General features: G+C 70.6%; 16 protein-coding genes. 13 read left to right on the top strand and 3 right to left on the bottom strand.

Going from position 1 to position 21,033, the window contains the following annotated elements:
• On the bottom strand, positions 1 to 232 hold a 232-nt coding region (locus SY2F82_RS32440; RefSeq protein WP_200422882.1), incomplete at its 3' end, for a helix-turn-helix domain-containing protein.
• 279 nt (positions 233 to 511) lie between these two features.
• On the opposite strand from SY2F82_RS32440, the gene solA reads away from it, so the two are divergent.
• The 13 genes from solA to aspA all read left to right on the top strand — a co-directional run bounded on the left by solA (position 512) and on the right by aspA (position 15,291).
• A complete protein-coding gene (gene solA, locus SY2F82_RS32445) occupies positions 512 to 1,648 on the top strand; it encodes an N-methyl-L-tryptophan oxidase (RefSeq protein WP_200421953.1) in 1,137 nt (378 codons plus the stop codon).
• Between the two features lie 2 nt (positions 1,649 to 1,650).
• Entirely contained in the window at positions 1,651 to 2,712 is a 1,062-nt protein-coding gene (locus SY2F82_RS32450) for a succinylglutamate desuccinylase/aspartoacylase family protein (protein ID WP_236041840.1), read from the top strand.
• Positions 2,713 to 2,784: 72 nt separating this feature from the next.
• Positions 2,785 to 3,891 (top strand): ABC transporter substrate-binding protein, encoded by a 1,107-nt coding sequence (locus SY2F82_RS32455; protein WP_200421951.1) that lies wholly within the window; start codon positions 2,785 to 2,787, stop codon positions 3,889 to 3,891.
• Positions 3,884 to 5,023 carry an ABC transporter ATP-binding protein gene (locus tag SY2F82_RS32460; RefSeq protein ID WP_200421950.1) on the top strand — a complete coding sequence of 380 codons (1,140 nt, stop codon included), beginning with the start codon at positions 3,884 to 3,886 and terminating at the stop codon, positions 5,021 to 5,023. Before SY2F82_RS32455 ends, SY2F82_RS32460 begins: the two co-directional genes overlap by 8 nt.
• Before the next feature lie 5 nt (positions 5,024 to 5,028).
• Positions 5,029 to 5,949: an ABC transporter permease gene (locus SY2F82_RS32465; protein ID WP_236041839.1), complete on the top strand. Its 921-nt coding sequence runs from the start codon at positions 5,029 to 5,031 to the stop codon at positions 5,947 to 5,949.
• Positions 5,946 to 6,815, top strand: a complete 870-nt coding sequence (locus SY2F82_RS32470) for an ABC transporter permease (RefSeq protein ID WP_200421949.1) — start codon at positions 5,946 to 5,948, stop codon at positions 6,813 to 6,815. The genes SY2F82_RS32465 and SY2F82_RS32470 overlap by 4 nt, the downstream gene beginning before the upstream one ends.
• Positions 6,812 to 8,203 carry an aminotransferase class III-fold pyridoxal phosphate-dependent enzyme gene (locus SY2F82_RS32475; protein ID WP_200421948.1) on the top strand — a complete coding sequence of 464 codons (1,392 nt, stop codon included), beginning with the start codon at positions 6,812 to 6,814 and terminating at the stop codon, positions 8,201 to 8,203. Before SY2F82_RS32470 ends, SY2F82_RS32475 begins: the two co-directional genes overlap by 4 nt.
• A gap of 15 nt (positions 8,204 to 8,218) precedes the next feature.
• A complete protein-coding gene (locus SY2F82_RS32480) occupies positions 8,219 to 9,193 on the top strand; it encodes a succinylglutamate desuccinylase/aspartoacylase family protein (RefSeq protein WP_236041838.1) in 975 nt (324 codons plus the stop codon).
• Positions 9,190 to 10,650 carry an aldehyde dehydrogenase gene (locus SY2F82_RS32485; protein ID WP_200421947.1) on the top strand — a complete coding sequence of 487 codons (1,461 nt, stop codon included), beginning with the start codon at positions 9,190 to 9,192 and terminating at the stop codon, positions 10,648 to 10,650. Before SY2F82_RS32480 ends, SY2F82_RS32485 begins: the two co-directional genes overlap by 4 nt.
• Positions 10,647 to 11,585, top strand: coding sequence for an aldo/keto reductase (locus tag SY2F82_RS32490; protein WP_200421946.1), 939 nt, complete (start codon positions 10,647 to 10,649; stop codon positions 11,583 to 11,585). The genes SY2F82_RS32485 and SY2F82_RS32490 overlap by 4 nt, the downstream gene beginning before the upstream one ends.
• A 46-nt stretch (positions 11,586 to 11,631) precedes the next feature.
• Positions 11,632 to 12,303, top strand: a complete 672-nt coding sequence (locus SY2F82_RS32495; protein ID WP_200421945.1) for a haloacid dehalogenase type II — start codon at positions 11,632 to 11,634, stop codon at positions 12,301 to 12,303.
• A gap of 50 nt (positions 12,304 to 12,353) precedes the next feature.
• Positions 12,354 to 13,637, top strand: a complete 1,284-nt coding sequence (locus tag SY2F82_RS32500; RefSeq protein WP_200421944.1) for an FAD-binding oxidoreductase — start codon at positions 12,354 to 12,356, stop codon at positions 13,635 to 13,637.
• 226 nt (positions 13,638 to 13,863) lie between these two features.
• Complete coding sequence (gene aspA / locus SY2F82_RS32505; RefSeq protein ID WP_200421943.1) at positions 13,864 to 15,291, top strand: aspartate ammonia-lyase; 1,428 nt, start codon at positions 13,864 to 13,866, stop codon at positions 15,289 to 15,291.
• Between the two features lie 172 nt (positions 15,292 to 15,463).
• On the opposite strand, the gene SY2F82_RS32510 is transcribed toward aspA, so the two are convergent.
• Both SY2F82_RS32510 and SY2F82_RS32515 read right to left on the bottom strand, forming a co-directional pair.
• Positions 15,464 to 18,841, bottom strand: coding sequence for a sialidase family protein (locus SY2F82_RS32510; RefSeq protein ID WP_200421942.1), 3,378 nt, complete (start codon positions 18,839 to 18,841; stop codon positions 15,464 to 15,466).
• Positions 18,842 to 19,021: 180 nt separating this feature from the next.
• Entirely contained in the window at positions 19,022 to 20,989 is a 1,968-nt protein-coding gene (locus tag SY2F82_RS32515; protein ID WP_200421941.1) for a tachylectin-related carbohydrate-binding protein, read from the bottom strand.
• Positions 20,990 to 21,033 lie beyond the last annotated feature (44 nt).

The raw sequence follows: 21,033 nt of genomic DNA on the forward strand, positions 1-21,033 counted from the left end.
GGCTGGATCCCTGGAGGGCGGCGGGCCGTACGGCGAGGACACGGGCGCCGATCTCCCAGCGGGTGGTGTCCCTGCGGTTCGCCCGGAGCCACCCCGCCTCGTTGAGCGTGACCAGGGTGCGCTGCACCGTCGACTTCGGAAGTCCGAAGAGCTTCGTCAACTCCCCGACGGTGACCGGCTGATGCTGGGCGACCGCCTCCAGGATCCGCAGTGACCTGGTGACGCTCTTCATTTCCATCCGGTTTCCCCCTGTTAATCCTCGAAATTACTGCTGGACACCCTCTTGACTCCCCTCTGGGCCACTGCCATTCTCTGTGCCAGATTCTAGCACAGCGTTCCACAATGTGGCATGGCTCGCCGGAGATCCCGACGATGTGAGCCGGAACTCCGAGACGCGACGGTGCGAGGCACGGGCTTCCGAAAGGCCCGGCTCCCGTCCAAACCACCTCGAATCGAACAGCCTCACGTCGGGGGGCCAGCATGCGCCCCGGCGATACGAAAGGAAAGTCCTGTGTCAGCTGCCAGGAAGCGTGTCGCCGTCGTCGGCGTCGGAACGATGGGCAGCCAGGCCGCCTGGCGGCTGGCGGCCCGCGGCGCCGAGGTCGTCGGCTACGACCGGTTCGCCCCGGGCCACGACCGCAGCGCCGCAGGCGGCGAGACCCGGATCTTCCGCAGCGCCCACTTCGAGGACTCCCGCTACGTCCCGCTGCTCAAGCACGCCGACGCCCTTTGGCAGCAGCTCCAGCAGGACACCGGCCGCGAGCTGCGCCGCCTGACCGGGTGTCTGCTCATGGGCCCGACGGAGCACCATCAGATGGCCACCGTCCTGGAGTCCATCGCGGAGCACGACCTCGACCACGAGGTGCTCGACGCCGAGTCGCTCGCCAAGCGCTTCCCGCAGTACCGGATCGAGGACGGCGACGCGGCCGTGCTCGACCGCCGCGCGGGCTTCATCCGCCCCGAGCTGACCATCCAGACCGCCGCCCGCCGCGCCCAGCAGCTGGGCGCCGTGATCCACCGCTACACCACCGTCCGGGAGATCGTCCCCGTCGCGAACGGTGTCGAGGTCCGCACCGACGCCGGCAGCGAACGCTTCGACACCGCCGTCGTCACCCCCGGTCCCTGGGTCAACGACCTGTTGCCCGACCTGCCGTGGGACGTGGAGGTCCGCCGCCTCGTCAGCGCCTGGTACGTGCCCACCACCGACGCCTGGTTCGGCGAGGAGCGCCCCGCCTTCATCCGTACGGCACCCACGCACTGCTACGGCCTGCCGTCCCCGGACGGCATCTCCGTCAAGCTCGGTCTCTCCCGCGCCCTGCACCGGCTTGCGGGCGACCCCAACCAGCTGGACCGGACGGTGCAGCCGGAGGAGCTGGAGATCTTCAGCGAGTTGATCGGCCGTCACATGCCGGATCTGCACCCGGATCCGACCCGCCTCTCCGTCTACATGGAGGGCTACACCGAGAGCAGCCGTCCACTGGTCGGCCCACTCCCCGGCGCCGAGAACGTGATCCTGCTCGCCGGCTTCTCCGGCCACGGCTTCAAGCTCTCGCCCGCCTTCGGAGACATCGCGGCCGACCTCGCCCTGGACGGCGCCTCGCCGCAGCCCGTCGACTTCATCTCCACCGTCGGCCGCACGGAGGCATGACCATGAACAACACCACCCTCTCCGTCGGCTCCCTCGATGCCCGGCCCGGCACCAAGGCCCGCGGCACCGTCCGGGCCGACCTCGGCACCCTCACCGTGGACATCCCGCTGACCCTGGTCAACGGCACCCGCCCCGGCCCCCGGGTCGTCATCACCGCGGGTGTGCACGGCGGCGAGTTCACGCCCATCGACGCCGCCGCGCGCCTGACGGCCCTACTGGAACCCGGCGACGTGCGCGGACAGGTGATCGTCTGTCCGGTGGCCAACCCTCCCGCCGTGTACCAGGGGCGGCTCAACGTCTCCCCGGTCGACGGCGTGAACATCAACCGCGTCTTCCCCGGCGACCCCGGCGGCGGCCCCACCGAGCGCCTGGCCGCCTGGCTCTTCGCCCACCTCGTCGACGGCGCCGACGTCTACGTCGACCTGCACTGCGGCGGCATCGACCAGGTTCTGCGGGACTTCGTCGGCTACCGCCTCACCGGCGACCCGGACCTCGACAAGGCGACGGCCGAACTGGCCGGGTCCTTCGGTGTCGAGGACGTCATCCTCGGCCTGAAGGCCGAGGGCGGCAACAGCCACGCGGCCGCCGCCCGCCGGGGCATCTCGGCGGTCCTCGTCGAGGTGGGCGAGCTCGGACAGCGTGACGGCGCCACGGCCCGCCGCCGCGTCGACGGCCTGCTCCGGGCACTACGCCACCTGGGCGTGCTGGACCCGGACGACTCCGACCCGACGCCGGTCCGGGAGTGGGTCTGGTCCGCCGGAGTCACCGCCGAGGCCACCGGCCTGTGGTACCCGGAGTTCTCCTTCGACGCCGACGTCATCGACGAAGTCGCGGAGGGCGACCTCCTGGGCCGCATCGTCGACCCGGCCGACGGCCGTGAGCACACGGTCCACGCCCCGGCCGACGGGCGGATCTTCTACGCCATGCACGGCCTCACCGTCACCCAAGGCGACGAGCTGGCCGCCCTGGCCGTCCCGTGGAACCCCGACACGGCCCGGCGACACGACACCCTACGGACCCCCGGCCTGGGCGCCGCACCCGACGAGACGGATCACCGCCCCTAGACACCCTCCCAGCCGCCCCCTACCCACGTTCCCCCGGCCGCTCCCCTCGGCCAGCCCATCAGGAGGCACACGATGAAAGATGCCCGGATCGACCGCAGACTGTTCCTGCGCGGAATAGGCGGGGTCACGGCGGGTGTCGCCGCCGCGAGCGCCCTCAGCGGCTGCGGCACCGGCACCAGCCGGTCCGTCGCCGCCGGCGGTGGCAAGAACTCCAAGACGCTGGTCGTCCGCGACAGCGGCGGCACGTACGGCGACGCCAACCAGAAGGCGATCTACGAGCCGTTCACCAAGGAGACCGGTATCCGGATCGAGGTGGTGAACATCCAGTACGCGCAGATGCTCGCCCAGATCCAGCAGGGCCGCCCGCAGTTCGACGTCATCGACGACTCCATGTCCGACTTCTTGCGCTTCAAGAAGGAGGGCGCCACCGAGGACCTGGACTACGACCGGCTGAAGAACTTCAAGAACGCCGGCATCGCCAAGACCCTGATCACCCCCAACGCCATCGGCAAGAACTACTGGGCCAGCGTCATGGCGTACCGCACCGACGTCTGGGGCGGGAAGAAACCCTCCTCCTGGGCCGACTTCTGGGACGTAAAGGCGTTCCCTGGCGACCGTGCCCTCCAGGGCCTGGACGCGGACCGGCCCGTGCTGGAGTTCGCCCTGCTCGCCGACGGGGTGCCGCTGGACAAGCTGTACCCCCTGGACCTGGACCGCGCCTTCAAGTCCCTGGACCACATCAAGGGATCGATCAAGAAGTACTGGGACACCGGAGCCCTCCCCGGCGTCCTGCTCGGCCGCAAGGAGGTCGTCGCCTCGGACGTCTGGCACGGCCGCCTCGACGCCCTCATCAAGCAGGGTTCGCCGCTCGCCTACCAGTGGAACGGCGCCCGCAGGCAGAGCAACGCCTTCGGCATCCCCAAGGGCGCCGCCAACCTGGACGCCGCATACCAGCTCATCGACTTCGCGCTGCGCCCCGAGGTGCAGGCGGCGTACGCCGAGCTGTACCCGATGGCCCCGTCGGTTCCCGCCGCCTACAAGAAGCTTTCCCCGGCCATCGCCGCGAACCTGGGCAGTTCCCCGGAACACCTGAAGACCGGTTTCGACATGGACGTCGAGTGGTGGGCCGAGAACGACGACGTGGTGGCCAAGCGCTGGCAGGAGTGGACGCATGCCTGAGACCCACGTGATGCCCGAGCTGTCGCCGGCCGCCACCACGGCGCTGGCCGGCAGCGGCAAGCCCCTGTCCGTGACGCGACTTCGCAAGACGTACGGGGGAGTGACGGCCGTCGACGAGGTCTCCATGGAGATCGCGGCGGGTGAGTTCGTCACCTTCCTGGGGTCCTCCGGCTCCGGCAAGACCACCACCCTGATGATGATTGCCGGGTTCTGCGAGCCGGACTCCGGCAGCATCGTCGTCGGCGGCAACGACGTGACCCGCCTGGCCCCGCAGAAGCGCGGCCTGGGCTTCGTCTTCCAGCAGTACCTGCTCTTCCCGCACATGACGGTGTGGGAGAACGTCGCCTTCCCGCTGCAACTGCGCGGTGTGCCGAAGGCGGAGCAGCGCCGCCGGGTCGGCGAGACGCTGGAGATGGCCGGGCTGTCGAAGATGGCCCGCCGCCGGCCGCGTGAGCTGTCCGGTGGCCAGCAGCAGCGCGTCGCGTTGTGCCGGGCCCTGGTCTACCGGCCCCCGGTGATCCTCATGGACGAGCCGCTCGGTGCCCTCGACAAGAAGCTGCGCGACCAGCTCCAGACCGAGATCAAGCGCATCCAGCAGGAACTCGGCCTCACCGTCATCTATGTGACGCACGACCAGGAAGAGGCCCTCGTCCTCTCCGACCGCATCGCGGTCATGCGGGACGGGCGGATCGACCAGTTCGACACCCCGCAGGAGCTCTTCGAGCGCCCCCGCACCCCCTTCGTCGCCGACTTCCTCGGCGCGGCGAACTTCCTCCCCGGCCGCGTCGAGGAACAGACCACCGACCATGTGCTCGTACGCCTCGACACCGGCGGCCTGCTCAAGGCCCGCCCGCAGACCGCCCCGGGCGGCGCACGGGTGCGCGCGGCGGTCCAGCCCGGCCGGCTCTTCCTGTGTCCCGCAGGCGCCGGCTTCTGTACCGGGACCGTCGAGACGGTCACCTACGTCGGCACCCTCGTGCGGGTCACCGTACGGCCCCTCGGTGGCGAGGAGACCGACCTCGTACGGCTGGAACTGCCCGCCGGTCGCGCCCCGGCCCTCGGCGAGCGCGTGGACCTCGCCGCGGACCCCTCGAACGTCAGCGTGTTCGCCGACACGGAAGACGGGGGGTGAGGACGGTGGCCGTACTCGCTCCGGCACCGGGCTCCATCGCCCCGGTGCCCCGCAGGAAACGACTGGGCCGCGCGCTGTCCGACCGCCGCACCCGCTTCAGCCTGCTCAACGCCGCACCCGTGGTCCTCTACCTGCTGATCCTCTTCGTCTACCCGATCTTCAGCACGCTGATGCTGAGCCTCAAGGGCGAGAGCGGAGGTTTCACCCTCCACTGGTACACCGACGTCTTCCAGGGCGCCAACCTGGAGATCCTCCTCACCACCCTGCGGATCTCCGCCGAGACCTCGCTGCTCAGCCTGGTCGTCGGCTTCGTCCTGGCTGCCGCGGTGTCCCGGCTCAAGCCCCTGTGGGCGGGGCTGGTGATGGTCATCGTGGTCGTCCCGCACTTCATCAGCGCTCTCGTGCGCACCTACGGCTGGATCATCCTGCTCGGTGAACACGGCGTCGTGAACAATGCTCTGACCGCACTTCATGTCCCCGGCGCCCCTTTCCAGCTGCTCTACAACGAGCTGGGAGTCGTCATCGGCACCACCTCCGTGATGCTGCCGTACACCGTGCTGCTGCTGTACGCGGTCATGAAGGGGATCGACCGCCGGCTGATGGCCGCCGCGGCCAGCATGGGCGCCGGCCGGATCACCATCTTCCGCCGGGTCTACGTGCCGCTGGTCGCTCCCGGCCTGATCAACGCGGGCGTGCTGTGCTTCATCCTCTGCCTCGGCTACTACATCACGCCCGCCCTCATGGGCGGTCCGAAGCAGACCATGGTCGCCTCCCTCATCGACACCCAGGTCATGAAGCAGGACCAGTGGAACGGGGCCTCGGCGCTCGGCATCATCCTGCTGCTGCTCACCTTCGCCGGACTGCTGCTGCTCAGGCTGCTGAAATCGGCGGGCGAGGCGTACCGGAACCGAGGTGCGCGGTCATGACCGAGCTGCGCTCCACCCTGGCCGGACGCATCACTCTCACGGTGCTGTCCACGCTGATCCTGCTCTTCCTGGTGCTGCCGATCGTCGTCATCGTCGTCACCTCCTTCGGCAAGGACGCCTTCGGCTCCTTCCCGCCGTCCTCCTGGACGCTCGACTGGTACAAGGTGCTGTTCGCCGACGGCAGCAAGTGGCCGGCCGCGCTGTCGCTCAGCGTTCTGGTGGCCTGCCTGACCACTGTCTTCTCCCTCCTCCTGGGCCTGACGGCGGCCACGGCCCTGGTCCGCAGCGAGCTGCCGCTGAGGACGGCGGTCTACGGCCTGGTCCTGGCCCCGCTGGTGATCCCCCAGGTCGTCATGGCGCTCGGCCTGTTCCTGCTCTTCGAACCGGCCTCGATGCTCGGCAGCCCGATCGCCATCGCCCTCGGCCACACCGTGCTCGCCTCACCGATCGCGGTGATGATCCTCATGGCCACGCTGAAGGGCATCGACGAACGCCTCGAGGACGCGGCCGCCAGTATGGGCGCGAGTCGCCTCACCGTCGCGCGGCGCATCACCTTCCCGCTGGCCATGCCCGGATTGGTCGCCGCCGCGATCTTCTCCTTCATCACCAGCTTCGACGAGTTCTTCATCGCGCAGTTCCTGTCCTCCGTCGACACCGTGACCCTGCCGGTCCAGGTGTTCAACGTCCTCCAGTACGACGTCGACCCGTCGGTGACGGCCGTCAGCGCGATCCTCATCGGGATCGCCGTCGTCGCCCTCGCCCTGGTCGCCGTGGTGCGCAGGCTCAGCGGCTCCGGACAGCAGGACGGCCTGCTGCCGACCGAGCCCGGTGTGGGCCTGCCCGCCGGAAGTGAGACCGCGTCATGACCACCAGCACCCGCACCCCCGCCGGGGAGATGTCCGCCACCGCGGCCAGACACCTGCTCCTCAACATGACCCCGAACGGCTCGCTCGGGCCGGACGGCGAGAATCTCTTCGTCGTCCGGCGCGGCGAAGGGCCGTACGTCGACGACGCCGACGGCAGGCGCTACATCGACGGCCTCTCCGGCCTGTACTGCTGCCAGCTCGGCCACACCTACGCCCGCGAGTTCGCCGAGGCGGCGGACAAGCAACTGCGCGAGCTGTGCTTCAGCCCACTGTGGTCCGCCTCCGCCCACCCGGCGGCGATCGAGCTCGCCGAACGGCTGTCCCGGATCGCGCCCGTCGACATTGAGCACACCTTCTTTTCCGGCGGCGGCGCCGAGGCCGTCGAGACCGCCTGGAAGATCGCCCGCCGGTACCACGCCCTGCGGGGCGAAGCGGGGCGGGTGAAGGCCATCGCCCGGCGCGGCGCCTACCACGGGCTGACCATCGGCGCCCTGTCGCTCACCGACGACCCCGGGCTGCGCGAGCCGTACGGCCCCGGTGCCATCGAGACGCGGTTCGTGTCCAACACCAACCGCTTCGGCCTCGCTCCCGAGTACACCGACGACGCGACCTACACCTCCCACCTGCTCGCCGAGCTGGAGGCCGCGATCCTGGCCGAGGGCCCGGAGACGATCGCGATGCTCATCGCCGAGCCGGTGCAGAACCGCGGAGGCTGCATCACCCCGCCGACCGGTTACTGGCAGGGACTCCGCGCCCTGGCGGACCGCTACGGCTTCCTGCTCGTCGCCGACGAGGTCATCACCGCGTTCGGGCGGCTGGGGGAGTGGTTCGGCGGCGACCGGTACGGCGCCCGTCCGGACATCGTCACCGTCGCCAAGGGCATCACCGCCGGCTACGCGCCCATGGGGGCAACCCTGGTCAGCCACCGCGTCGTCGAGGTCATCAACCAGCCCGGCGCGGTCCTCAACCACGGCTACACCTTCGCCGGGCACCCGCTGAGCGCGGCCATCGCCCTGCGCAGCCTGGAGATCATGGAGCGGGACCGGATCCTGGACAACGTCCTTGGCCTCCAGGACCACTTGGCGCGACGGATGGCCTCCCTTGCGGACCTCGGAATCGTCGGTGACGTCCGGGGCGCCGGCTTCTTCTACGCCTGCGAACTCGTCGGCGACCTCGACGACGGCGGCTTCAGCGACAGCGCTCGGACCGACCTGATCGCCGACCTGATCCCGCGCCGGCTGCGCGAGGCCGGGCTCCTGGCCCGCGTCTACAACCGCTCCGCGCCGCTGGTCCAGATCGCGCCCCCGCTCATCAGCGACCGCGCCCTTCTCGACCGTATCGCCGACACCCTTGCGGAGACCCTCGCCGAGGCGTCCGCCCGCCTCTGACATCTGCTTTCGCACATGCTTTCTGAAAGGAACGACATGTACTCCATCGGTCCGCTGACCGTCGCCCCGGGCGAGCGCGCCCAGGGCCTCATCCCGGTCGGCACCAGCACCTACGGCGTGGACCTCGGCATTCCGCTGATCGTCGTCAACGGCGCCCAGGACGGCCCGGTCCTGTGCGTGGACGCGGGCGTGCACGGCGACGAGTACGACGGCCAGGAGGCCATCCGGCGCGTCCTCGCCGAGATCGACACGGGCACCTTGCGGGGCACCGTCGTCGGCATCCCCTGCATGAACACCCCGGCGTTCGAGGCGGCCGCCCGCGCGAGCGGCATCGACCACCTCAACCTCAACCGCATCTTCCCGGGTGACGCGGAGGGCTCGTACTCGCAGCGTCTGGCCGCCACCTTCGTCGAGCAGGTGGTCCCCGCCGTCGACGCCGTGGTCGACCTGCACACCGGCGGCGCCTACGGCGAGATCGCCCCGCTGGTCATCCTCCAGGGCGGCTACGAGGACCTGGCGACGGACCTGGCCCTGGCCGCCGGGCACGAGCTGGTCTGGAAGGGCGGCAAGTGGGGCGGCACGGTCCGCCACCCCGTTCTCGCGGCCGGCAAGCCGGCCATCACCATCGAGTGCGGTGGCGCCACGTACCGCGAGACCAACGTCGGGCACCACATGAACTCGATCCGCAACATCCTGCGCAGCCTCGGCATGATCGACGGCGAGGCCGAGCTGCGGGACACCTACACAACCGTCTCCGGCACCTTCGCCCGCTCCGCCGCCGGCGGCTTCTTCGTCGCCCGCGCCGAGCCGGGGGAGACCTGCAAGGAAGGCGATCTGATCGCGACCATCACCGACCACTACGGCAACACGCTGGAAGAGGTCAGCGCCCCGCAGGACGGCATCGTGCTCTGGGTGCGTCGGATCCGCACGGTGCGCCCCGGCGACGAGGTCGTCATCTTCGGCGAGGTGCTGGGGGAGATCCGGCCATGACGGGCGCACTCGAACTGACCGAGCTGCTGATCGACGGCAAGCAGGCCCCCGCCGCCGACGGTCGCTCCTTCACCGTCCTCGACCCGTCCCACGGGACGGCCATCGCCCAGGTGGCGCTGGCCGGTCCGGCCGACGTGGACCGGGCGGTGGCCGCCGCCCGCGCGGCGTTCACGGCACCCCAGTGGGCCCGGATGCGCGCTGCCGACCGGGGCCGGATCCTGTACCGGATCGCCGAGGCCATCCGCTACCAGGGCGAACGGCTGGCCCGCCTGGAGAGCCAGGACGTCGGCAAGCCGCTCGGCCAGGCGAAGGCCGATGTCGAGGCCGCCGCCCGCTACTTCGAGTTCTACGCGGGGGTCGCGGACAAGCTCGGCGGCACGACGATCCCGCTCGGCCCCGGTCTGATCGACTACACCGTCCGCGAGCCGATCGGTGTCTCCGGCCAGATCATCCCGTTCAACTACCCGCTCCAGAACACCGCTCGGGGCTCTGCCCCGGCACTGGCGGCAGGCTGCACGGTGGTGCTCAAGCCGTCCCCGGAGGCGCCCCTCACCCCGCTGGAGATCGGCAGGATCGCCCTGGAGTGCGGTCTCCCACCGGGCGTGCTGAACGTCGTCCCCGGCGACGGCGAGACCGGCGCGGCCCTCGCCGGCCACCCGGACATCGACCAGGTCACCTTCACCGGCTCGGTGCCCACCGGGATCAAGGTCGCCCAGGCCGCCGCCGCCAACGTGGTGCCCTCCGTCACCGAACTGGGTGGCAAGTCGCCGTTCATCGTCTTCGCCGACGCCGACTACGACCTGGCACTGAAGGCGATCATGGGCGCCTCGTTCAGCAACGCCGGACAGATGTGCTCGGCCGGTACCCGGCTGCTCCTGCAGCGCGGCGCCGAGGAGTTCCTCGACCGGCTCGTCGAGAAGGTCGCCGCCCTGCGCGTCGGCCCCGGCCTCACCGACCCGGACATCGGTCCGCTCGTCGCCGCCCGGCAGCGCGACCGGGTGCTCGGCTACCTGGACCTGGCACGGCAGGAGGGCGCGACGGTCCGCGTCGGCGGGGGCGCCCCGTCCGACCCCGAACTGGCTGACGGGTACTACGTCCAGCCGACGGTCCTCACCGGCCTCACCAACCAGGCCCGTTGCGCCCGGGAGGAGATCTTCGGCCCCGTCGTCACGGTCATCGAGTTCGACGACGCCGAAGAGGCCCTGGAAATGGCCAACGACAGCCCCTACGGCCTGTCCTCCTACGTCTGGACCCGCGACATCGACAAGGCGATGCGCCTGGCCGAGGGCATCCGGGCAGGCCAGGTCTCGGTCAACGCCACCGGCGTCGGCACCGGGGTCGAGCTGCCCTTCGGCGGCTACAAGCACAGCGGCTGGGGCCGGGAGAAGGGCTTGGAGGCCCTGGCGAGCTACACGCAGACCAAGAACGTCTGCATCGGGTTCGGGAGCCGGTCATGAGGTACCGCACCCTGGGCGAACGTGGACCGACCGTCTCCGTCGTCGGCCTCGGAGGCAACAACTTCGGCTCCCGCCTCGACGAGGAGGGCACCAAGGCGGTCGTCCACGCGGCCCTCGACGCCGGGATCACCCTGTTCGACACCGCCGACATGTACGGCGGGTCCGGCGAACGGGGCGGCTCGCGCGGCGACGGCGAACGGCTCCTGGGTGCCGCCTTGAAGGGGCGCAGGGACGATGTCGTCCTGGCCACCAAGTTCGGCATGGAGATGGGGCGCGAGGCCGACCTGTACGGCCGGCGGGGCGCCCGCCCCTACATCCGGTACGCCGTCGAGGCGTCCCTGCGCCGGCTCGGCACCGAACGGATCGACCTGTACCAGTACCACGAGCCGGACGGCGTCACCCCGCTGGAGGAGACGATCGCCGCCCTGCTGGAACTGGTCGACGAGGGCAAGGTCGGGTACATCGGCTGCTCCAACCTGCCGGCCGAGGAGCTCACCGGCGCCTTCGTGTCCACCCAGGCCCGCTACCACCTGCTCGACCGCAGCGCGGAGAACGACCTGATCCCCGCCTGCCTGCGCCACGGCGTCGGTCTCCTCCCGTACTACCCGCTGGCCAACGGCCTGCTCAGCGGCAAGTACCGCCGCGGCGAGGCTCCCCCGCCCGGCAGCCGCCTGTCCTGGCGGCAGGGCTGGCTCACCGACGCCGCGCTCGACCGCGTGGAGGCGCTCACCGCGTACGGCGCCGAACGCGGCCTGTCCCTCCTCCAGGTCGCCGTGGGCGGACTGGCGGCCCTGCCCGCCGTCGGCTCCGTCATCTGCGGCGCCATGACCCCCCAGCAGGTCACCGCCAACGCGGCGGCGGCCGACTGGATCCCCGACACGGCCGATCTGGCCGCACTCGACGCGATCGTCACCCCCGGCGAACGCGTCGTCTGAAGCCACCACCTCCCCTTGCTGACACTGTGAATCGAGGCTGAACACCATGCGAGAGATCGTCACCTTCGACGCCTACGGCACCCTGATCGACTTCCAGCTCGGCCCCACCACCCTGAAGATCCTCGGCGACTCCGGCCGCCTGGACCTGGACAACCTGGACGTCGACGAGTTCCTCGACGACTTCCGCGTCATGCGCTTCCAGGCCGTCCTGGAGGCCTACCGTCCCTACCACGAGATCCTGCCCTCCAGCCTGAAGAACGCCATGCGTCTGCACGGCCTGGAGTACCGCGAGTCCGACGGCGAGGCCCTCGTCGACGCCGTCCCCACCTTCGGCCCCTTCCCGGAGGTCCCGGAGGCCCTGCGCGCGCTGAAGACCAAGTACGAGATCGCCATCATCTCCAACAGCGACGACAACCTGATCGCGCGGAACGTCAAGAACATCGGCGTCGAGTTCGACTACGTCATCACCGCCCAGCAGGCCGGCGCCTACAAGCCGGACCGGCAGACCTTCAAGCACGCGTTCAGGACCATGGGCGTCGAGCCCTCGCAGGTCATCCACACCGCCCAGGGCTGGGAGTACGACCACATCCCGACCCGCGACCTCGGTCTGAAGCGCCGGGTGTGGATCAACCGCTACGGCCGCCCCGGCAGCGCCGACTACCAGCCCTACGACGAGCTGCCCGACCTGTCGGGCCTGCCGAAGCTTCTCGGCTGCTGAGCGACGGCCGAACGGCGACACAGGACAGAGAACACGACAGGACGCACGCCATGAAGCAGATCCCCTACTGGCTGGACACAGCCCCCACCCTGCCCGACCGATCCGGAAAGGACCTGCCCGACGAGGCGGACGTGGTGGTGATCGGCGGCGGCCTCACCGGGCTGTCCACCGCCTACCACACCGCCCGCAAGGGTGCCCGGGTCGTCCTCGTCGAGAAGGACAAGGTCGGTTCGGGCGCCTCCGGGCGCAACGGCAGCATGTGCACCCAGGGCATCACCATCAGTCCCGCCGAGGCCCGCAAGCGCTACGGCCAGGAGCGCGCCCTCGAGCTGTACAACGCCTTCCGCGAGGCGGTCGACGTCGTCGAGGGCCTCACGAAGACGGAGCAGATCGACTGCGACTTCAACCGCTCCGGGCGCCTCGGCCTGGTCTGCAAGCCCCAGCACTTCGAGGGCCTGCGGGCCAAGCAGCGCGACCTGGCCGAGAACTTCGGCCACGAGACGGTCGTCCTGAGCAAGGGCGAACTGCGAGCCGAGCTCGGCTCGGACTACTACCACGGCGCCCTGCTCGACCCGCTCAGCGCGGGCCTGCACGTGGGCAAGTTCGTCGGCGGCCTGGCCGAGGCCGCCGAGCGGGCCGGCGCCGAGATCCACGAGCGCAACGCCGCCACCGGTCTCACCCGCCTGCCGGGCGGCGGCTTCCTGGTGGAGACCCTGCACGGCACCGTCCGTGCCAAGCAGGTCATGGCGGCGACGGACGCCTACACCGACAAGTCGATGCCGTGGTTCCGCAAGCGGCTGATCAACGTCGGCAGCTTCATCATCGTCACCGAGCCGCTGGGGGAGGCGCGCGCCAAGGAGCTCATCCCGAACGGCCGTCTGTTGGTCGCTCACAAGAACGTCGGCCACTACGTCCGCCTCACGCCGGACAACCGCCTCGCCTTCGGCGGCCGGGCCCGCTTCGCCCCCTCCAACCCCGCCTCCGACATCAAGAGCGGAGACATCCTGAAGCGGGAGATGACCGAGATCTTCCCGCAGCTGGCCGGGGTGCGCATCGACTACGTGTGGGGCGGCATGGTCGGCTTCTCCTGGGACCGCGTTCCGCACGCGGGCGAGGTGAACGGCCTGTACTACTCCATGGGTTACTGCGGTCACGGCGTCCAGATGGCCACGTACATGGGCCGCGCGGTCGCCGAGATGATGGACGGCAAGCCCGAGGCCAACCCGCTGCGCGGTTTCGGCTTCCCGAAGGTCCCTGTCCCCTTCTACAACGGCACCGCCTGGTTCCTGCCGTTCGGCGGCGCCTACTACAAGGCGAAGGACAAGCTGCTCTGAGCCGACGCCGACGGCGGTGACACTGCGGGGACTTTCCGGGAAGCGGTCGTGGGACGTCCCCGCAGTTCCTCACCGCCTCTCTCCCCGGGGGACGCCCGCCGGGGCGACCGATGGCCGTCGGCTGCGGTGTGGTCCTCGGTCTCCACATCTCTCCCCCCGGTTTCGCTGCTTGCCGCACCCACGTACCCCACGCCTGAACCTGCTCCGAGAGAAGGCCCGCACCGCCATGACCGCCGAAGCCACCCGCAGCGAGCACGACCTGCTCGGCGACCGGGACCTGCCCGCCGAGGCGTACTGGGGCATCCACACCCTGCGCGCCACGGAGAACTTCCCCATCACCGGGACGCTGATCTCCGCCTACCCGCACCTGATCGACGCCCTGGCCGCCGTCAAGGAGGCCGCCGCCCTCGCCAACGAGGAACTGGGCCTGCTGCAACCGAGGAAGGCGGCCGCCATCGTCGCGGCCTGCCGGGAGATCCGCGACGGCAAGCTGCACGACCAGTTCGTCGTCGACGTGCTCCAGGGCGGTGCCGGCACGTCGACGAACATGAACGCCAACGAGGTGATCGCCAACCGGGCCCTGGAGCTGTTGGGCCACCGGAAGGGTGAGTACCGGCACCTGCACCCCAACGAGGACGTCAACCTCGGCCAGTCCACCAACGACGTCTACCCGACCGCCGTCAAGATCGCGACGGTGTGCGCGGTGCACGGTCTGCTCAGGGCCATGTCCGTGCTCCAGGACGCCTTCGCCGCCAAGGCGGTCGAGTTCCGCGACATCCTCAAAATGGGCCGCACCCAGCTGCAGGACGCGGTGCCCATGACGCTGGGCCAGGAGTTCTCCGCATACGCGGTCATGATCGAGGAGGACCGCGGCCGACTCGCCGAGGCGGTGGAGCTGATCCACGAGATCAACCTCGGTGCCACGGCGATCGGCACCGGGCTCAACGCTCCAGCGGGATACGCCGAGTCCGCGCGGCGCCACCTCTCGGAGATCACCGATCTGCCGCTGGTGACCGCGGCCAACCTGGTCGAGGCCACTCAGGACTGTGGCGCCTTCGTGCAGATGTCCGGCGTGCTCAAGCGGATCGCGGTCAAGCTGTCCAAGAGTTGCAACGACCTGCGCCTGCTGTCCTCCGGGCCGCGCGCGGGGCTGAACGAGATCAACCTGCCGCCCGTGCAGGCCGGTTCGAGCATCATGCCGGGCAAGGTGAACCCGGTGATCCCGGAGGTCGTCAACCAGGTCGCCTTCGAGGTGATCGGCAACGACGTCACCATCACGATGGCCGCCGAGGCCGGCCAGCTCCAGCTCAACGCCTTCGAGCCGATCATCCTGCACTCCCTCTCCGAGAGCATCACGCACCTGGAGCGCGCCTGCCTCACCCTCGCCGGGCGCTGCGTCTCCGGCATCACCGCCAACACCGAGGCGCTGCGCGCGAGCGTGGAGAACTCCATCGGCCTGGTCACCGCCCTCAACCCGCACATCGGGTACGCGGCCGCCACCGAGATCGCCAAGGAGGCCCTCGCCACCGGCTGCGGAGTCGCTGAACTCGTCCTGGAACGAGGTCTGTTGCCGGCCGAGACGCTCGCCGACCTGCTGCGGCCCGAGGTCGTGGCCGGAAGGAGCCGGGTACTGGCCAAAACGCGCCTCCCGTGACCGGCACAGTGCGGCTTGCCGGGCGCTGCCACGTCCCAGGCGACCGTGGAGGTACTTCGCGATCAGCCGCGGGCTGAGGCTGTGAACCCAGTGCCCCGCCGCCGGTCGAGCGGGCCTCGCCCGCTCGACCGGCGGCGATTGCGCATTCCTGAGAAGGTCCGGCGGATCCGGCTCACATCCGGGCGTACGGCTGAGGCGACAGCGTCTCGAAGGAGAGCCGGACGGTGGTGGCGGTCCCGGTGTCCGTGTTGGACGTGCGCAGGGCGGTCAGTTCATCCGCCGTCAGCGCGCGCCGCACCAGGCGGAACTCGTCCAGGGAGCCCTTGAACCGGTCGTAGCCGTCCGGCCTGGCCCCCAGATGGAGACCGAGCACGGCGAAGCCGTCCTCGTACGTCACCGAGCCGACCGGAGCCGCGGCCTCGCCGGGCGTTCCACCGTCCACCGACAGGCTGAGCTTTCCGTTCGTGCGCTCGAGCACCACATGGTGCCAGGCGCCGTCACCGAAGGCGTAGGCCGCGCTGCCGTCGGCGGCGTAGACGGTGGTGGTGCCCGTGTCCGTCTGCAGCACGGCGGCGAGCCGGTCCTGGCCCGGCTGGGCCCGCAGCCACAGCTGCCGATCGGTGCTGCCGATGCCGTACGCCCAGAGGACGACCTGGTTGGCGCTCGTCTGGCTCGCCGAGTAGCGCATCCAGGTCGCCACGGTGAAGTCACGGGAGCCGAGGGCCTCGTCCGCGCCGTACGGCACCTCGACCGAGTCGTCCGTGCCGTCCAGCGCGAGCCCGGCGCCGAACCGGCCGCCGCCCGCCGAGGTCGCGGGCCGGGCTCCGCCCCGTACGAAGGCGTGGTTGCAGTGCACCGACGAATCGGGGGTCGCCGGGCCCGCGGCCGGTCTGACCACCTGGTGTGCCTCGGTGTGGCCGTTCTCCATCGACCACGACAGGGCGGGCCTGTCGGCCGGGTAGCCGCCCCCGGAGCCGACGGCGGACTGCGCGATCCTCGTCAGCTCGTCCGTCGTCAGCGCCCGCTTGTAGAGCCGGGCCTCGTCCAGGGAGCCGGTGAACACATCCAGGTTGCCCGGCTTGGAGCCGACCCGCAGTCCCTCCGGTGTCGCCGCGGAGGTGAGCGCGCCGGACAGTCCGGTCGTCTCGGCGGCCGTGGTCCCGTCCACGCTCAGTCGCAGGGTGCCACTGCTCCGGCTCACCGCGAGCAGGTGCCAGGCGCCGTCCCCGAAGGCGGCCGACGGTCCGGGGTCGGTCAGCGCCACCTGCACCGCACCCGCGGGCGTCTCGGCCCACGCGAGCAGCCGCCTCTGGGACGGCTGCGCGCGCACCCACAGCGAGGGCGCGCCGGAGACCGAGCCGTAGGCCCACAACAGCGCGGCGTTCGCGTCGGTCTCGGTCAGGGTGTGCCGGAACCACAGGGCGTAGGTGAAGTCGCCGGAGCCGACGTCGAGGGCCGGCAGATAGGGGACCTCGACGCCAGGCCGGGACGCCGAGACCGAGATCGCGCCCTTGCCGATCCGGCCGGCCACCTCACCGGGCACCCCGCCGAGAAGGGTGCCGTCGGCGCAGTGCCCCGAGACGTCGTCCTCGATCGCGACCGAGGCCAGCGCGGGCACATCGGCCGTGTCGACCACCTGGAACGGCAGCCGCACACCGAGCGAACCGTCCACGGAAGGGGCCGCGTTCGCCGTACGCAACTCGGCGAGCTGGGCATCCGTCAACGCGCTGCGGTACACACGGAACTCGTCCAGGCCGCCGGTGAAGGGGTCACCGGCCGCGGTGTCGGGCTTGGCCCCGAGCCGGATACCGTCGACACCATCGACGCGGTCCGCGCTGACCGACCCGGCCACCCCGCCGGCCTGCGCCGAGGACGTGCCGTCGACCGAGAGCGTGATCCGTCCGCCGTTGCGCACCAGCGTCAGATGGTGCCAGGCGTCGTCGCCGAAGGCGGTCGACGGACCGGGGTCGGTCAGTGCGACGGAGGCGGTGCCGCCGGTGCCCTGCACCCAGGCGTACAGCCGGTTCTGGCCGGGCTGGGCACGCACCCACACCTGCGGTTTCGTCGCGCCGTACCCGTAGGCCCACAGCAGTACCCTCTGCTGGGTCTCACCGGGCTGCGCCTTGTACCTGAAGAACAGCGAGTAGGTGAAGTCGCCGTCGCCCGGGTCGATTCCCGGCGCGTACGGCACGTCGGCGTACTCACCGGTGGCGTCGAGGGCCAGCCCCTGGCCCCAGCGGCCGCCCGCGAGCGTCGAACTCCCGGTGAGATAGGCGTCGTTCGCGTTCGGCGTGCTGTCCGGGGTGGTGCGGCCCGCGGCCCGGGAGGCCTGCGGGTGCACCGCGCCGGTGAAGGTACCCGGCACGCCGGCCGCCGCCGGGGTGAAGCGGTTGAAGTAGATGTTGGCCGCGGAGAAGCCGTCGCCGCCCTCGTAGACCAGGCCGATCTCGCCGTCGGTCAGCTCGACCAGGTCCGAGTACCCGGCCCGCTTGGCGTTGATCTGCGCGGCGTCGTGCCAGGTGGTGCCGCGGTCGGTGGAGTAGCGGATCCGCATGTTCTGGCGGTCCGTCGGGTGCGAGGGCGCCGAGAGGACGAGCGTGTCGCCGGGCGTGGCCCGGTAGGTCTGCTCCAGCGCCAGGACCGACGCCTGCACCTCGGGCGTGGTCAGCGAGGGCACGACCTGCTGCGCGGGCACGGTCGCGCCCGAGTCGGTGCTGACGGCGTGCGTACGGTGCCCGGACGAGGAGCCGTTGTTGTTGCGGGCGTTGATGTAGACGTTCCCGTTGTCGAGTTCGGCGACGGTGGGCTCGCCCGGCTCCATCCCGGGCCCGGCGGAGTCGGCCGTGGCGCTCGCGAACCACTCGTCGCCGTCGTCGCTGTAGAGCACACCGACGAGTTGGGGGTCCTGACCGGGCCGTGGTGGGGACTCGTACGCCCCCACCACCAGCCGGCCTGCCTTGTCGCCGCGCTTGAGCTGGATACCGTGCGAGGGGCCGGTGCCGAACCAGCCGTCCTGCGGGTCCGCCAGCCGCGGCAGCGGTTTCGGTGCGCCGAAGGTCAGCCCGTCGTCCGTGCTGCGCTGGACTCGAGGCAGCCGTTTGCCGCCCGGCTCGGCCGGTTCCGACGTGGAGAGCAGGTGGACGTCGCCGGTACGCAGGTCGGCGACGGGTGAGGGGTTGCCGCGTGTGTAGGGCGTCTCCGGATCGGTGTCGCTGCCGGCGAGCGCCACGCGGATGGGGCCCCAGGTGCGGCCGCCGTTGGTGGACCGACGGACGACGATGTCGATGGCACCCCGGTCGGCGCAGGAGGGCGAGCGGCGGGCCTCGGCGAAGGCGAGCAGTGTGCCCGCCTTCGTACGGACGATCGTGGGGATGCGGAAACAGCCGTATCCGGCGGTTCCGGAGCGGAACAGGATCTGTTCGGTCCCGATGAGGCCGTCGGCCGACGGCTGGGTACCTCCGGCGGCGGCGGGTGGAGCGACGGCTCCGAGGAGGATCAGGGGCAGGGTGACGAGGGCGGCGCCGAGGGCGCGTAGGCGTAGCCGGGACACGGCGGTGCAGACCTTTCTGGTGCGGTGCGGACCCGCGACGGGGGACCTGGCCGTGAGCAGACCGCCGCCGGCCCGCCCCGTCCCGGTGCCGACAGCGCGGCAGGAGGCGGGGCGGAGCGGGCGGCGGTGGAGGCGGGGCGTGACGGCCGTCGGGCCGCCACGGCCTCCTCTACGGTGTGATCACTTGGCCGGCGGGGTGGGCAGCTTGCCGCCCTGGAAGTCCGGCGCGTCGGCCGCGGCGCGCATCGCGCTGAGCGAAGAGGTCTGCTGGACTTGGTAGATGCGGGTCTGGTTGTCGGCGGTACGGAAGGTGTAGGCCCAGGTCGGACCGGTGGGGTTGGTGTAGGTGAAGGCGGTCGGCTCGGTGGCCGATGCTTCGAAGCTCACCTGCTGCCAGGCGCGCCAGGCGCCGCTGCCCTGTGCGGTCTCGCCGGTGTTGTGGACGTAGCCGTCGGCGCCGCGGACGACGACCTCGGTGAGGCCGGTCAGCGGGGAGACCACGGCGCTGGGGGAGCCCTGCGCGGTGATGCCGGCGAGGGTCTCCCAGGCTCCGTACGCCCCGCCCTCGGCGGTCTGCGCGGTGGTGACCACGTTGCCGCTCGCGTCCGTGGCGAAGACACGCATGCGGTAGCCGGGGTAGACGATGACGGACGGCGTGCCGGTGATGGCCTGGGTGCCCATTCCGGTCCACGCCGAGAGCGTGCCTCCCTCCTTGAACAGGGCGGTGGAGAGGGTGCCGTCGGCCTTCCTGCCGAAGATCTGGATACCGTCGCGCACGGTGACGGCGGTGAGGGGGCCGGTGAAGCCGCTGCCCGAGAGCGGCATCCAGCCCATGAAGTCCACGTTGGCGCGCTGCTGGATGCGGTACCAGGGCTTGCCGCTCGCGTCGACGGCGAACTGGGTCATCAGACCGGTGGGGGTCTTGCCGGTGACGGCGTCCTGTTGCATGGCGCCGGCCAGATCGATCCAGTTGCCCCAGTCGGCGCTGCTCACGGCGGTCTGGTTGCGTTGCCAGACGCTGCCGGAGGTGTTGTGGGCGGTGACGACGACGCGGCCGTCGGTGTGCGCGGACAGCGAGGGCCGGCCGGTGAAGGCCTCCTGGCCGGAGATCACCGTCCACTGGGCGCCGTTGATGTCGGCCGGGTCGGTGCGGCCGTGGACCAGGCGGCCGATGTTGTCGGTGTAGGCGAGCTCCAGCTTGCCGTCGGACGCCTGCATGACCGAGTTGGGGGTGTACGACTGCAGCGGCACCGGCGTCGCAGCGGGCGTGTGGTTGACGTTGAGCTTGCAGACGTCGGGCCCCGCCGACACCGAGACGTAACCGGCCCAGCCGGACGCCTCGACCTGCTTGTTGTAGACGGGCCAGTCGCGGGTGTCCTCGTCGAAGCGGTAGTACGCGACCGCGCCGCCGCCCTTGACGCGGAACAGCGTGTCACCGCCGTACGACGGCATGAACTTGGTGTCGCTCCAGTCGGCGGCGGACTCCAGCACATGGCGTTCGATCCAGCGCTGGCTGGTGTAGTCGTAGCGCGAGCGGTAGAGCTTGCCGTCGGTCGCGTCACGGCCGTAGATGACACCGCGGTCGCCCGCGTAGATCGCGTCGTAGTTCCATCCCATGTCGACGATCTTGCCGCTGCCCTCGACGAACTCGTTGGCGGTCGCGTCGTAGCGGTACCAGCGCAGGTCGTTGGTGGCACCGGAGAGCGTCCATATGTAGCCGCCGCGGTCGACGGTGATGTCGTCGATCCGGTCGGCGGCCCTGAACTGGGCGAAGCTGGAGCTGATCTTGCGGTGGTGGACGTCCCAGGTGTTGCTGGAGCTGATCCGGTGGCTGTAGTACAGCCCGTCCGACTTGATGCCGTAGAAGGTCGCACCAGGGCCGGCGAGCATGTGGCCGTAGCCGGTCCAGGTGGTGTCGATGGTGGTGCCGGCGGGCAGGGCGTTGCCGACCGCCGGGTCCGGCATGTCGGTTCTGCTGAGCTTGCCGGCGGAGTCCAGCGTGTAGGTGGCCCCGCTGGAGCCACAGGTCAGCGATACGGCGGCCGCTGCGGGGGCGGAGGGCAGTGCGCCGGTGAGCGGAAGGGCGGTCGCCAGGGCCGTGGACAGAGCAGTGGCGGAGATGAGTGTGCGAGGTGAAATCCGGTTCATGACATGGACATTAAGAGTCTGACGGTGAACGCTGCCGTTTCAAC

Origin of the sequence: Streptomyces sp. Y2F8-2 (assembly GCF_014905555.1) — a bacterium.
Lineage (GTDB): Bacteria > Actinomycetota > Actinomycetes > Streptomycetales > Streptomycetaceae > Streptomyces > Streptomyces cynarae.